Here is a 12,078-nt window from a genome sequence, read left to right as displayed (position 1 = left end):
GAATCGATCAGAGGGGCCCTAGGACCCTTCGCGGCTCTGCTGGGTTGGATCGATGGCGAGTGTGAGCCGGGCGATGCGCGGTGCATCGCCATCGGGCGGCAGCAGCGTGGCGATGGATTGATCGCCGTGCTGGGTGGTGTAGACGTTGTCCTGTTGCAGCGTCATGCGTTCAAGGCCATGGCGCTGATAGGCAGGCAGCGCCATCGCCGCAAGACTGTCTGCTTCGCTGAAAAATAGTTGCCCGGTATGCACCGTATGGCCGCCGCGATAGTGGCCGTCCGCGGCCTGTCCGCCGACATGCAGTTTCAGGTGGATGTGGTTGCAGCGGCCCGCGTAATAGCCCGGGAAAATGCTGCGGAATGCCACGCGTCCACGCACATCGGCGATCTGCACGCCGCGCAGGAAGGTGAGCTGGTCGGTGGGATGCGACATCAGCGGATGTCCGCCCGGGCCATGATCGCCACGCGGTGGCGGGCCGTGCAGCGCGCCGCCGGGCGGCGGTCCCGGCGGTGGCGGCATACCACCACCCATGCCGCTGAAGCCGGAATAGGCGCCTTGCGCATCGCAGTGCCAGATTTCCAGGGTGGTGCCGGCGAGCGGCCTGCAAGTACGTACATCGAGCACTTCGAATTGCAGGCTCAGCGGCAGGCCGGGCTTGCCTTCGGTGATGTCCTGCCGCAGCAGGGCGCGGTCGAGGTAATACGGCCCTTCGGTTTGCTCCGCACTGAGGCGGCAAGCGCTGCGGCCATCGGGCAGGGCGCGCACGCGTGAAACCTGCGATGCGGCGAATGCGCCGAGGCAGGCCTGGACAAATTGGCGGCGATTCCATGCAGGCATCGATGGGTGCTCTGTCGTGACGGAGATGCGTGCGGCGAGCCGGCACGTTGAAACGGAAACGCACCGGCATGCGCGTGGATGACTTGCTCAGTTGTCCAGCGCGGCATCCAGGCTGATTTTTGCTTTGAGCACTTTCGATACGGGACAGCCGAGCTTGGTTGCCTGGGCGATCTGGTCGAAGGCGGCGGTATCGATCTTCGGCACCCTGGCGCGACAGGTAAGTTCCACGGTGGTGATGGCGAAGCCGTCGCCTTCCTTGTCCAGCGTGACTACGGCGCGCGTGTCGATATGGTCGGCGGTGAAGCCGGCTTGGCCGAGGCCGGCAGCGAGCGCCATGGTGTAGCAGCCGGCGTGCGCGGCGCCGAGCAACTCTTCCGGGTTGGTGCCTGGGCCGTCTTCAAAGCGGGCGCGGAAGCCGTAGGGCGCATCGCGCAGCACGCCGGTTTCGGTGGAGATCTGGCCTTGGCCATGCTTGAGGTCGCCGCTCCAGGCGGCGGAGGCGGAGCGTTTCATGGGCTGGTTTCCTGCGTGGGGGAGCATGCAGTGTGCGCAGCGCGGCATGCAGGGAATGCGAATGTATTGTCTAGGCGGCGCGCGGCGGCTTAGCACACCGGGATCCGGGACATGGCCTATGCTGTCGGCTTTGTGCCGCCCGTGGAGCCGTCATGACCCTCGATATCCGCCACCAACTCGCCGATCGCCGCTTCGAGACCGAGGTGGAAGGTTTGCTCTGCGTGCTCGACTACACATTGGCGCATGGTGTGATGACCATCACCCATACCTTGGTGCCTGAGGCGGTCGGTGGTCGCGGCATTGCGGCGAGTCTGGTGAAAACCGCACTGGAGCATGCGCGTCGCGAGCATTGGAAAGTGGTGCCCGCATGTTCCTACGCGGAAGCGTGGATGCGGCGCCATCCCGAATACGACGATCTGCGCCTCGGTTGAGAACGTTATGGCTATCATCCTGTGCATTGACAGTTGAATTGGGAGTGCGGGCGATGTGTGTCGTTTTGTGTGGGGAACAGGCATGAACAGCGCGAGTCAGGACACGCCGACCGAGCGTTCGCATCGCCGCTTCCATAACCTGAGGGCGCGGCCGCGCCTGATGGCGTCGACGGTGGTCTTTGTGCTGGCCGTGGCGGTGCTGTATGCCAGCGGTGTGCGTTCCTCGATGGCCTTGCTGCTCGGCTTCGACTTGGCCGCACTGGTCTATCTGATTCTGCTCGCCGTGCTGTTCACTCGTGCAACCCCGGCGCTAATGCGCTGCCAGGCGCGTGCGCAGGATACGGGGCGCTGGGGATTCCTGTGGAGCGGCATTGTGCTCACCGCGGTGGTGATGGTGTCACTGGGCGCGGAGCTGCACGGCGGCAAGCAGGGCGGCATGGCCACTATTGCGCTGGCGGCCGCGAGCATCGTGCTGTCCTGGCTGTTCATGAACACCATGTTCGCCATGCACTACGCGCACGGCTACTACGGCGATTTCGGCAAGAACCACGAGGGGCTGGAGTTTCCGGATACGCCGCAGCCGGACTACTGGGACTTCGCGTATTTCGCCATCGTGATCGGCATGACCTTCCAGGTCTCCGACGTGCAGATCACCAGCCGTTATCTGCGCCGCGTGGCGCTGCTGCATAGCGTGATCGCGTTCTTCTTCAACGTGTTCATCATTGCGTTGAGCGTGAACGTGGTGGCCGGTCAGGCCTGACGATGCTTTTCTCCCCCTGCGGACAGGGGGAGGGGCGTGATCAATCGCGGAAATTGTCGAACTGCAGCGGTAGCTCGATATCGGCCTTGCGCAGCACGGCCATGGCCAGCTGCAGGTCGTCGCGCTTCTTGCCGGTGACGCGCAGTTTGTCGCCGTTGATCTGCGCCTCGACCTTGAGCTTGGCCTCTTTCAGCGCGGCCACCAGTTTCTTCGCCACCGGCTGCTCGATGCCTTGCTTCACCGTGACTTTCTGGCGCGCGCCGCCGAGGTTGGTTTCCGGGGCGGCGATGTCGAGCGCGCGGATGTCGATCTTCCGCGAGGTAAGGCGGCCGCGCAGGATGTCCAGCATCTGCTGCAGCTGGAATTCGCTGGGCGCGCTCTGGGTGATCTCGAACTTGTCCAGCTCGAACTTCGCGTCGGTGCCCTTGAAGTCGAAGCGGCTGGTCAGTTCGCGGTTGGCCTGGTCGACGGCATTGGTCAGCTCGTGCTTGTCGACTTCGGAAACAACGTCGAAGGAAGGCATGGCGTTTCTCGATAGGAAGGCAGGCGGGTAAGTGTAAGCGATGTAAGTGGGGGATAATCCGCCCTCAATGTTTTCGGGGCGGCGGCCGGAGTGGGTATGCGGGTGATGGCGTGAAGGTGGATGTGCTGGTGATCGGCGCGGGTGCGGCCGGGCTGATGTGCGCCATCGCGGCCGGGCAGCGCGGGCGGCAGGTGCTGGTGGTGGATCATGCCAATAAGGTCGGCAAGAAGATCCTGATGTCGGGTGGCGGCCGCTGCAATTTCACTAATACCGGCGTGACGCCGGCGAGCTATCTCTCGGCCAATCCGCATTTCGCCAAGTCCGCCCTGGCGCGCTACACGCCGGCGGATTTCATCGAGCTGGTGGAAAAGCATCGCATTGCGTATCACGAGAAGGAGCTCGGTCAGTTGTTCTGCGACGAGTCCTCCAAGTTGATCGTGCGCATGCTGCTGGACGAATGCGCGCAGGCCGGCGTACGTATCGAGACCAGTTGCGGCGTGGAGCGGGTAAGCAAGAGCGAGGAAGGTTTCAGCGTGCGCACCGCGCGCGGTGAAGTGCATGCGGCGTCGCTGGTGATTGCGACCGGCGGCTTGTCGATTCCCAGCATGGGCGCCACGGGCTTCGGTTACGAGCTGGCGCGGCAGTTCGGGCACCAGGTGCTGCCCACGCGTGCAGGGCTGGTGCCGCTGACATTGAGCGGCAAGCATCAGGAACGCTATCAGGATCTCGCTGGCTTGGCGCTACCGCAGGTATCGGCGCGCGTGGGCAAGCGTTCGTTCCGTGCCGGCCTGTTGTTTACGCATCGCGGCATCAGTGGGCCGTCGATCCTGCAGATTTCCTCGTACTGGCAGCCGGGCGACGATCTGCGCATCGATTTGTTGCCCGAGCTGGACATGGCCGACTGGCTCAATGCGCAACGCGCAGCACGGCCGGCGATGGAACTGAAGAACGTACTGGCTGATGCCTTGCCCAAGCGGCTCGCGCAGCGCCTGTGCGAGTTGTGGTTCGAGAGCCGTCCGATGAAGCAGTACCGTGAAGCCGAATTGAACCAGATCGCCGCGCAACTGCATGACTGGCCGATTGTCGCCAGCGGCACCGAAGGTTATCGCACCGCGGAAGTCACGCTAGGTGGCGTGGATACCGATGGCTTGTCATCCAGCACGATGCAATCGAAGTTAGTGCCCGGCTTGTATTTCATCGGCGAAGTGGTGGATGTCACCGGCTGGCTTGGCGGCTACAACTTCCAGTGGGCATGGGCTTCAGGACAGGCGGCTGGGCAGGTGGTTTGAATCCACACGCCTTGCACCCCAGATGGAGCAAGGTGATGTGCTTGGCAGCGAACGAGGTGTACGCATGAAAGTTGGATTTATCGGCCTGGGTGCCATGGGTAGCGCCATGGCCAGCAACCTGATCAAGGCGGGACATACGGTAACGGTGTGGAACCGTTCGCCGCAGGCTGCCGAATCGCTGGTATCGCTGGGCGCGAAGCTAGCCCGCACACCGGATCGTGCCGCGCAGGGCGATGTGCTGTTCAGCATGTTGGCGAACGATCGCGCTGTGCGCGAGGTGATCCTCGATAGCGGCCTGCTCGATGCGATGGATCGCGGTGCTGTGCATGTCAATCACGCGACGGTGTCGGTGGCATTGGCCAAGGAGTTGACCGCGGCGCATGCGGAACGCGGTCTGGATTATCTCTCCGCACCGGTATTCGGTCGCCCTGACGTGGCGGCGGCGGGCAAGTTGAATATCGTGGTGGGCGGCAAGGCGGCCGTGCTCGAGCGTGTGCGTCCGCTGCTGGAGGCAATGGGGGGCGGCATCTGGCCGATGGGTGACGAGCCCGAACGCGCCAATGTGGTGAAGATCGCCGGCAACTTCATGATCGGCGCCGCTATCGAGAGCATGGCCGAAGCGGTGGCACTGACGCGTGCGCATGGCGTCGAAGCGGCTGACTTCCTTGGGCTGATGACGGGAACGTTGTTCGCCACGCCGGTTTACAAAGGGTATGGACAGCTGATCGCCGAGCAGCGCTACAAGCCGGCGGGCTTCGCGTTGCCGCTGGGCTACAAGGACATCAATCTCGCGCTTGCGGCAGGTGATGCCGCGCGTGTGCCGCTGCCATTCGCCAGCGTGCTGCGGGACAGTCTGCTGGAAACCCTGGCGGCCGGTGATGAGGATGTGGATTGGGCGGCGCTGGCGATGGTCGCTGCACGCCGCGCCGGCTTAGATCGCTAAGCGCATTGTAGGAGCGCACCCTGTGCGCGAAAGCCCTGCGCCAGCGGGGCCGTTTTTTGCCACACGAGAGAAGATCGGCCCCCGCTAACGCGGGGGACTTTCGCGCACAGGGTGCGCTCCTACGGGTTTTTGCGCGCCTGGCGAAGTTGGGCGAGCCAGCTGTCGAGCTGATTGGCGAACGCCTGTTTGTCGCGTGCGTGGAAAGCGGCAGGGCCGCCGGTATCGACACCGGCGCCGCGCAGTTCTTCCATGAAATTGCGCATGCCCAGCCGCTGGGCAATGGTGTCGCGCGTGTACAACTCGCCGCGCGGGTGCATGGCGAGTGCGCCCTTGGCGATCACCTGCGCGGCCAGCGGAATGTCCTGGGTAATGACCAGATCGTCCGCGGTGACGCGCTGGGCAATCTCGTTATCCGCCACATCGAAGCCGCCGGGCACTTGCAGTGCGCGGACAAAGCGCGAAGGGGGCGTGCGCAGGAACTGGTTGGCGACCAGGGTGACCGGAACCTGTTCGCGCTCGGCGGCGCGAAACAGGATTTCCTTGATCGCCACCGGGCAGGCGTCGGCGTCGACCCAGATCTGCGCGTCGGCGTTCAAACGTCGCCGCTCCAGTTCAAGCGGCCGTCGACCACGGTATGCGTGCGCCCACCGATCCAGACCACGCCATCGATGATGTGCGCCAGCAGGCTGGCGTCGTGGCCGATCTCGCGACCCTGGCTCACGGTGTAGCCGGCAGCGAGAAGGCCTTGCGGTTCGGCATGGGCGATATAGGCGGCGATCAGGCCGTTGGCAGCGCCGGAGGCGGGGTCCTCCACGATGCCGACGCCGGCCGGGAAGGCGCGCACGACGAGCTGGTAGTCCGGGTGGCTGCTGCGGGCAAAGGCGCACAGGCCAAGGCTGTCGGTGGCTTTGGCCAGGGCGCCGATGGCGGCGTGGTCGGGCTGCCAGGCGCGCAGGCTGGCCTCATCGGCGCATTCGGCCAGCCACCAGTGGCGGCCACCGGCGACGTAGGCGGGCGGCAATTGCCCCAGCGCGATGCCGGCAAGGGCTGCGCCGAGCAGGGGATGTGCATCCGCGCCGGTTTTTTCCACAGTGGCCTTGGGTGATTGCAGCAGCAACTGCCGCGCCGTACCTTCACCCTCAATGCGGATCGGCAGGATGCCAGCGCCGCATTCCTGCCACAGCAAGCCGTCGCGCGGGGTGGCCAGGCCGCATTCGAGCACCGCGTGCGCGCTGCCGATGCTGGGGTGACCGGCAAAGGGAATTTCCTTCTGCGGCGTAAAGATACGCACGCGGTAGCTGGCCTTGGGGTCGCTCGGCGGCAGCAGGAAGGTGGTTTCGACCAGGTCGGTCCAGCGGGCGAAGCGCTGCATTTGCGCGTCGCTCCAGCCGGTGGCGTCGGTCACGACGCCGAGGTGATTGCCGCCGCCGTAGGAAGCGGCAAAGACGTCCAGATGCAAATAGCGAATGGGGGGCATGGAAGCGGTGATGGTCGCGGGGGGGAAGCGCGGAAGCCGCGCATCATACTCGGCTTGGCGACGGGGGTGAGGTCGACAAGCGCCGGCCGTGCGGCCAAGATGCCCGCTTTGCCGTACCTGTCTTACCGAGCCTGTTTAGTGTCTTTGAATGGCCCGCGTTGCTGTTGAGTGGCTGTCAGGTGGTAGCGCGTGGCGCAGCATCTGGCTGGCTGCCAGGTCAAGCCGCGCGCTGCCGCATGGCAGCCACTCAACAGCAACCCTCCGGGCCGGGTCTGTTTGCCCACAGGCCGGCGTCATCACTCAGTCGTGTACCGACGTACACTCCTTCGTTCTTCCTTGGCCTGCGCGCAAACAGATCCCGGCGCGGGCCATTCAAAGACACTAAACAGGCTCTTTCGGGAAACGTACATGTTGATCACCCTGCTCATCATCGCCATCACCTGCATCGTCTCGTTCATGGCGTTCAACAACCGCCGCCTGATGGACGATCTGATCCTGTGGCCACCGGCGATCGAGAAGCAGCGCGAGTACCACCGGCTGGTGACCTACGGGCTGATCCACGCGGATTTCGGGCATTTGCTGTTCAACATGATCACGCTGTTTTTCTTCGGGCGCGTGATGGAGGGGTTTTACAGCGCGCAGCTGGGCACCATGGGCTTTGCGCTGTTCTATATCGGCGCGCTGGTGATATCGATCCTGCCGACCTATCTGCAGAACCGGCACAACGCGAACTACCGAAGCCTTGGCGCCTCGGGGGCCGTGTCGGCCGTGCTGTTTGCCTACATCCTGCTGGCACCATGGTCGCGCATCATCGTGTTTGTGATTCCGATGCCGGCGATCATCTACGCAGTGCTCTACGTCGCGTATTCGATCTATATGGACCGCCAGGCACGCGACAACGTCAATCACAGTGCGCATTTGTGGGGTGCGGCGTTCGGTATCGCGTTCACCGTGATAATCCGTCCGGACATTATTTCGCACTTCCTGGCCCAGCTTTCGCAGCCGCGCTTCTGACGCCACGCAACGAGATGGATGGCGAGTAAATGCCCGCTGGGTGGTCAGGTTGTACTCAGTCCGCATTCAATCCATCGGGCCTAGCGTAATGACGTGATCCCATATGGGGTGTGTCATGAAACGTCTGCTTGCCGGCCTGACCCTGCTTGTCGCCACCGCGGCGCTGTCGGGCTGTTATTACGACCCGGGTTACAGCTATGTCCGCAGCTCCACCTATGCGGGCGATGCCTATTACGGCAGCGGCTCCACCGTGGTGTATGACGATGGTTACTACGCGCCCGGCTATTACGGCGGCTACTACGGCTGTTGCTATGGACCGCCGGTGACGGTGGGCATTGGCGGCGTGTGGTATGGCGGATCGCGCTGGCATGATCACGACCGCTATTGGGATCGCGGCGGCTGGCGCGGCGGCAATGGCTGGCGCGGCCGGGGCGACGGCGGCCACCGCGGCAACTGGAACGGCGGGCGCGGCGGGCGCGGAGGCGGGCATTGGGGTGACCGCGGCCACTAAGGCCGGCACAATCGCGGCATGGCTCTCCCCATGCTGCAACAAGGGCTCGCAAGGCTCATCGCTGTCACGGCGATGAGCCTTTTGCTATCCGGGTGTTATTACGCGCATGTGGCGCGTGGGCAGAGCGAGCTGGTGCTGCGGCAGCGTTCGGTGGAGACGGTGGTGGCTGATCCGGTCACCGACCGCAAGCTGGCAAGTCGCCTGGCGTTGTCGCAACAGGCAAGGCGCTTCGCTTCGCGCGAACTCGGACTGCCGGACAACCGCAGCTATACCCGCTATGTCGATCTGCATCGCCCTTACGTGGTGTGGAACGTGTTCGCCACGCCGCGCTATTCGGTGGAGGCGGTGCGGCACTGTTTTCCCGTCGCCGGTTGCGTGGCCTACCGCGGCTACTTCGATGAAACCAAAGCCCGGGCCGAGGCGGTGCGGCTGAAAACGGGCGGTGACGATGTCTACGTAGGTGGAGTGTCGGCGTACTCCACCCTGGGCTGGTTCGCCGATCCCATCCTCAGCAGCATGCTGCGCTGGGATGACGACGAACTGGCCGGCACGATCTTCCACGAGCTGGCCCATCAGCTGATCTACGTGAAGGACGACAGCGCCTTCAACGAGTCCTTTGCCAGCTTCGTGCAGGAGCAGGGCTTGCGCGAATGGCGCGAGTCGCGTGGATTGCCGGCGCAGGACGGTGAAGCTCAGGCGATGGACGACGCCTTCACCCGGCTGGTGCTGGACCTGCGCGACCGACTCAAGAAGCTGTATGCCAGCGGGGGCGATGAGGCGATCATGGAGACAGGCAAGCAGCGCGAGATCGCCGATTTCCGCCAGCGTTACGAGGTGTGGCGCGATCAGGGCTGGCCAAAGCGTCATCGTTACGACGCGTGGGTCGCCGCGCCGATCAATAACGCGCGCCTGCTGCCGTTTGGCCTCTACGACCAGTGGAAGCCCGCTTTCGCTGCTCTATTTCACCAGGCCGACGCGCAGTGGCCGGCGTTCTACGCCGAAGTGCGGCAGCTCGGACAGCTCCCCAAATCGCAACGGGATCAGGCACTCAAGCGGTTGGCTGGTGAAACTGACATCGCGCATCGCGGTGGCTGATCGTTCGCTGTCGCGAACGCTGTGTTGCGATTTGGCCGTATGGATGGCTGTTCCCGGTGTATGGTCGGAGCCTTTCGCGCGGTTGGAGTAGGGCAGTGAGGCTGGTTTCCTGGTGGCTTGGCATTCGTTTCTGGAAGCGCGTGCTTGCGGGCTTCGTGCTGGGCGCGCTGGCAGGCTGGCTATGCGGGCCGGCGTCGGTGACCTGGTTCCAGCCATTGGGCGATGTGTATATCTCGCTGATCAAGATGATCGCCGTGCCGCTGGTGTTCTTCGCCGTGGTCAACAGTGTTGCCAGCTTGCATGGCGTACAGCGCATGGCTGCGCTGGGCGGGCGTACCTTCCTCTGGTTCGCGATCACCGCGACGCTGGCGGTAGGCGTGGGCTTGCTGGTGGCGCATCTCACCAATCCCGGCCTGGGCGTGGGTGAGCTGGCGATGGCCAGTGACTACAAAGTGAAAGAAGTGCCGTCGCCGGTGAAGGTACTGCTGGATGTGGTGCCGACCAATCCGTTCAAGGCGCTGACCGAAGGCAAGATCCTGCAGGTGATTTTCTTCGCTGGCCTGTTGGGCCTGGCGCTGGTGAAGATCGGCGAGAAGTCTGCGCGTCTGCGTGAGCTGTTGGGTGAAGCCAACGACGCGATGATCCAGGTCACACGCTTCGTGCTGGAGGTGACGCCGATCGGTACCTTCGGCCTGATTGCGGCCTTGGTGGGTGGCTACGGTTTCGAGAAGCTGTTGCCGCTGGGTAAATTCGTGCTGGCGCTGTATCTCGCCTGCGGTGTGCAGATCCTGCTGGTTTACGGCGGCCTGCTGCTGACGCATGGCCTGAGCCCGCGCCGGTTTTTCCGCGGTGTGCTGCCGGCGATGCAGGTGGCCTTCACGTCCTCGTCCAGCTTCGCCTCGATGCCGGTGTCCCTGCGCAGCGTGACGCAGAATCTGGGCGTGGCACCGGAATACGCCGCCTTTGCCGTGCCGCTCGGCGCGAGTATCAAGATGGACGGCTGCGGGGCGATCTATCCCGCGATCAGTTCGATCTTCGTGGCGCAGTACTTCGGTCTGCATCTGGAGCCGGCGCAGTACTTTGTGATCCTGCTGGCTTCGGTGCTGGGTTCGTTCGGCACGGCAGGTGTGCCGGGCACCGCGACCGTGATGGTGACGCTGGTGTTGAGTTCAGCCGGTTTGCCGGTGGAAGGCATCGGCTATCTGGTGGCGATCGACCGCGTGCTCGACATGATGCGCACCATGACCAATGTCACCGGCCAGATGCTGGTGCCGGTGTTGGTGGCGCGCGAGCAGGGGCTGCTGGATATGGACGTCTATAACCGCGGTGTGGATCAGCTCGGCGTAGGAGCCCACCCTGTGGGCGAAACGGCGCGTTAGCGCCGCGCTCCTCACGTCATCGTATTCAAAGCGACCCTGCTATCGCAGGGCCTCTCGCGCACAGGGTGTGCTCCTACGGGGTGTGTTTGCGGCCGGCCATGTGGCGCAGATAGGCCAGCAAGGCATCGAGGTCGCCCTCGCTCAACACGCTGGCGCTGAAGCCCGGCATCTTGGCCTGGGGCCAGTGACGCAGTGATTGCGGATCGCGCACATAGGCGCGCAGCAGGTCGGCGCGCAGGTACTCGGTGGGGTTGTGCGGGATATTCAGATCCGGTCCCAGCCGCGCATCGCCCTCACCGTTGAGGGTGTGGCAGGCGAAGCAGTTGCGCTGAAATACCTCGAAGCCATGCCGCACCGGGCTGTTCGCTGGCAGCGAAGCCGCGGGCACGATCGACGGAAAGCGCGCGGCGACATCATCGAGCTTGCGGATCGAGGCGAGTTGGTAAGGCCATTGTTCCGGGCCGATCCGCGCTGCCTCGGGTTGCGTCCACACAACGTAGAACGGGCCTGCGCTGACGTTCTTCCCGGGCAGAACTGGCCAGGGCTGCTTGGGATCTTCTACTGCGAGCCACGCTTCGGCGCCATGCGTATCAAGAATCAACGCGGCGGGAATTTCCGCGGCGAAGCCATCGCTGGCGACGAATTGCAGATGATCCTTCGGGCCGATGCCGGCAAGCAGCGACTTAAGCGGTACGGCGCGATAGCGCGTGGCGCGCTTATAGGCGACGTCGGCGGGAATGGCGATGTCGCGGGCATCCTTGCGTGCGACGAGCTGCGCGCCGTCGAATGTTTGTAAACCGTTACCCAGATCCACCTTCAATTCCGCGGCGCCAGCGGGCAGGGCGATCATCAGGGCGAGCAGGCACAGGCAACGCAACAGGGGCATGGCGGACTCCAGTGGAAACCGCGGCATTGTAGTGGCGTTGCCCTAAGCTGGCGGAAAGCTGAACCGTTCCGATGAGCCCTTGAACTTGTATCGCAGCGACCACACTAACTACCCGTATCGCCGTGAGGCGACATGAGATGACGTAGCTTTAACGCGTTGTCGGGGGCCGCCCCCTTTTCTCCCCCTCTTTGTGGGGGACGGCCTGACAGAACCCCGGTAGCTACTCCCCTGGCTACCGGGGTTTTTACTTTGGAGCCTGCCCTCATAGTCCGCATAGCCCGCGTTGAGTTGCTGTGGGCGTCAGGTGGTGGTGCGTGGCGCAGCGCCTGACTGGCTGTCAGGCCAAGCCGCGCGCCGCCGCATGGCGCCCACAGCAACTCAACCCTCCGGGCCAGGTCCGTTTGCCCGCATGGCGGCGTC

General features: G+C 64.0%; 14 protein-coding genes. 8 read left to right on the top strand and 6 right to left on the bottom strand.

Annotated elements, in window-relative coordinates; all coding sequences use genetic code 11:
- Positions 1-18: 18 nt before the first annotated feature.
- Together ISS97_RS20440 and ISS97_RS20435 are read right to left on the bottom strand one after the other, a co-directional pair.
- Complete coding sequence (locus tag ISS97_RS20440; protein ID WP_379984337.1) at positions 19-837, bottom strand: dioxygenase family protein; 819 nt, start codon at positions 835-837, stop codon at positions 19-21.
- Positions 838-924: 87 nt separating this feature from the next.
- On the bottom strand, positions 925-1,350 hold the full coding sequence (locus ISS97_RS20435; protein ID WP_379984338.1) for an OsmC family protein: 426 nt from the start codon (positions 1,348-1,350) through the stop codon (positions 925-927).
- 152 nt (positions 1,351-1,502) lie between these two features.
- Here ISS97_RS20435 and ISS97_RS20430 point away from each other — a divergent pair, with 152 nt between their 5' ends.
- The gene (locus ISS97_RS20430; RefSeq protein WP_379984339.1) at positions 1,503-1,781 is read left to right on the top strand and encodes a GNAT family N-acetyltransferase; all 279 of its coding nucleotides are present in this window, start codon (positions 1,503-1,505) and stop codon (positions 1,779-1,781) included.
- Positions 1,782-1,863: 82 nt separating this feature from the next.
- Positions 1,864-2,541: a DUF1345 domain-containing protein gene (locus ISS97_RS20425; RefSeq protein ID WP_379984340.1), complete on the top strand. Its 678-nt coding sequence runs from the start codon at positions 1,864-1,866 to the stop codon at positions 2,539-2,541.
- Positions 2,542-2,581: 40 nt separating this feature from the next.
- On the opposite strand, the gene ISS97_RS20420 is transcribed toward ISS97_RS20425, so the two are convergent.
- Complete coding sequence (locus tag ISS97_RS20420) at positions 2,582-3,064, bottom strand: YajQ family cyclic di-GMP-binding protein (protein WP_379984341.1); 483 nt, start codon at positions 3,062-3,064, stop codon at positions 2,582-2,584.
- Positions 3,065-3,174: 110 nt separating this feature from the next.
- On the opposite strand from ISS97_RS20420, the gene ISS97_RS20415 reads away from it, so the two are divergent.
- Together ISS97_RS20415 and ISS97_RS20410 are read left to right on the top strand one after the other, a co-directional pair.
- A complete protein-coding gene (locus ISS97_RS20415) occupies positions 3,175-4,353 on the top strand; it encodes a BaiN/RdsA family NAD(P)/FAD-dependent oxidoreductase (protein ID WP_379984342.1) in 1,179 nt (392 codons plus the stop codon).
- A 64-nt stretch (positions 4,354-4,417) separates the two neighbouring features.
- Complete coding sequence (locus ISS97_RS20410; protein WP_379984343.1) at positions 4,418-5,296, top strand: NAD(P)-dependent oxidoreductase; 879 nt, start codon at positions 4,418-4,420, stop codon at positions 5,294-5,296.
- 119 nt (positions 5,297-5,415) lie between these two features.
- Here the strand turns inward: ISS97_RS20410 and ISS97_RS20405 are convergent, their stop codons facing one another.
- The gene (locus ISS97_RS20405) at positions 5,416-5,892 is read right to left on the bottom strand and encodes a YaiI/YqxD family protein (protein WP_379984344.1); all 477 of its coding nucleotides are present in this window, start codon (positions 5,890-5,892) and stop codon (positions 5,416-5,418) included.
- The gene (locus tag ISS97_RS20400; protein ID WP_379984345.1) at positions 5,889-6,773 is read right to left on the bottom strand and encodes a PhzF family phenazine biosynthesis protein; all 885 of its coding nucleotides are present in this window, start codon (positions 6,771-6,773) and stop codon (positions 5,889-5,891) included. Before ISS97_RS20400 ends, ISS97_RS20405 begins: the two co-directional genes overlap by 4 nt.
- Before the next feature lie 408 nt (positions 6,774-7,181).
- Between ISS97_RS20400 and ISS97_RS20395 the strand changes: the two genes are divergently transcribed.
- The 4 genes from ISS97_RS20395 (at position 7,182) to ISS97_RS20380 (ending at position 10,772) form a co-directional block, all read left to right on the top strand.
- The gene (locus tag ISS97_RS20395) at positions 7,182-7,787 is read left to right on the top strand and encodes a rhomboid family intramembrane serine protease (RefSeq protein WP_379984346.1); all 606 of its coding nucleotides are present in this window, start codon (positions 7,182-7,184) and stop codon (positions 7,785-7,787) included.
- 115 nt (positions 7,788-7,902) lie between these two features.
- Complete coding sequence (locus tag ISS97_RS20390; protein WP_379984347.1) at positions 7,903-8,298, top strand: lipoprotein; 396 nt, start codon at positions 7,903-7,905, stop codon at positions 8,296-8,298.
- 72 nt (positions 8,299-8,370) lie between these two features.
- The gene (locus tag ISS97_RS20385) at positions 8,371-9,393 is read left to right on the top strand and encodes an aminopeptidase (RefSeq protein ID WP_379984348.1); all 1,023 of its coding nucleotides are present in this window, start codon (positions 8,371-8,373) and stop codon (positions 9,391-9,393) included.
- A 95-nt stretch (positions 9,394-9,488) separates the two neighbouring features.
- Positions 9,489-10,772, top strand: coding sequence for a dicarboxylate/amino acid:cation symporter (locus tag ISS97_RS20380; RefSeq protein ID WP_379984349.1), 1,284 nt, complete (start codon positions 9,489-9,491; stop codon positions 10,770-10,772).
- Between the two features lie 73 nt (positions 10,773-10,845).
- On the opposite strand, the gene ISS97_RS20375 is transcribed toward ISS97_RS20380, so the two are convergent.
- Positions 10,846-11,658: a cytochrome c gene (locus ISS97_RS20375; RefSeq protein ID WP_379984350.1), complete on the bottom strand. Its 813-nt coding sequence runs from the start codon at positions 11,656-11,658 to the stop codon at positions 10,846-10,848.
- Positions 11,659-12,078 lie beyond the last annotated feature (420 nt).

It is taken from the genome of Dyella koreensis, assembly GCF_044904565.1.
Classification (GTDB): Bacteria; Pseudomonadota; Gammaproteobacteria; order Xanthomonadales; family Rhodanobacteraceae; genus Dyella_D; species Dyella_D koreensis.
The sequence above is the reverse complement of the archived record's forward strand: the minus strand, read 5'-3'. Positions and strand labels throughout refer to the sequence as shown.

Excerpts from the sequence above, each read along its gene's own strand:
- ISS97_RS20385 (WP_379984348.1), top strand. The coding sequence starts at position 8,371 with ATGAGCCTTTTGCTATCCGGGTGTTATTACGCGCATGTGGCGCGTGGG.
- ISS97_RS20410 (WP_379984343.1), top strand. The coding sequence starts at position 4,418 with ATGAAAGTTGGATTTATCGGCCTGGGTGCCATGGGTAGCGCCATGGCC.
- ISS97_RS20395 (WP_379984346.1), top strand. The coding sequence starts at position 7,182 with ATGTTGATCACCCTGCTCATCATCGCCATCACCTGCATCGTCTCGTTC.
- ISS97_RS20440 (WP_379984337.1), bottom strand. The coding sequence starts at position 837 with ATGCCTGCATGGAATCGCCGCCAATTTGTCCAGGCCTGCCTCGGCGCA.
- ISS97_RS20425 (WP_379984340.1), top strand. The coding sequence starts at position 1,864 with ATGAACAGCGCGAGTCAGGACACGCCGACCGAGCGTTCGCATCGCCGC.
- ISS97_RS20400 (WP_379984345.1), bottom strand. The coding sequence starts at position 6,773 with ATGCCCCCCATTCGCTATTTGCATCTGGACGTCTTTGCCGCTTCCTAC.
- ISS97_RS20375 (WP_379984350.1), bottom strand. The coding sequence starts at position 11,658 with ATGCCCCTGTTGCGTTGCCTGTGCCTGCTCGCCCTGATGATCGCCCTG.
- ISS97_RS20420 (WP_379984341.1), bottom strand. The coding sequence starts at position 3,064 with ATGCCTTCCTTCGACGTTGTTTCCGAAGTCGACAAGCACGAGCTGACC.
- ISS97_RS20430 (WP_379984339.1), top strand. The coding sequence starts at position 1,503 with ATGACCCTCGATATCCGCCACCAACTCGCCGATCGCCGCTTCGAGACC.
- ISS97_RS20435 (WP_379984338.1), bottom strand. The coding sequence starts at position 1,350 with ATGAAACGCTCCGCCTCCGCCGCCTGGAGCGGCGACCTCAAGCATGGC.
- ISS97_RS20390 (WP_379984347.1), top strand. The coding sequence starts at position 7,903 with ATGAAACGTCTGCTTGCCGGCCTGACCCTGCTTGTCGCCACCGCGGCG.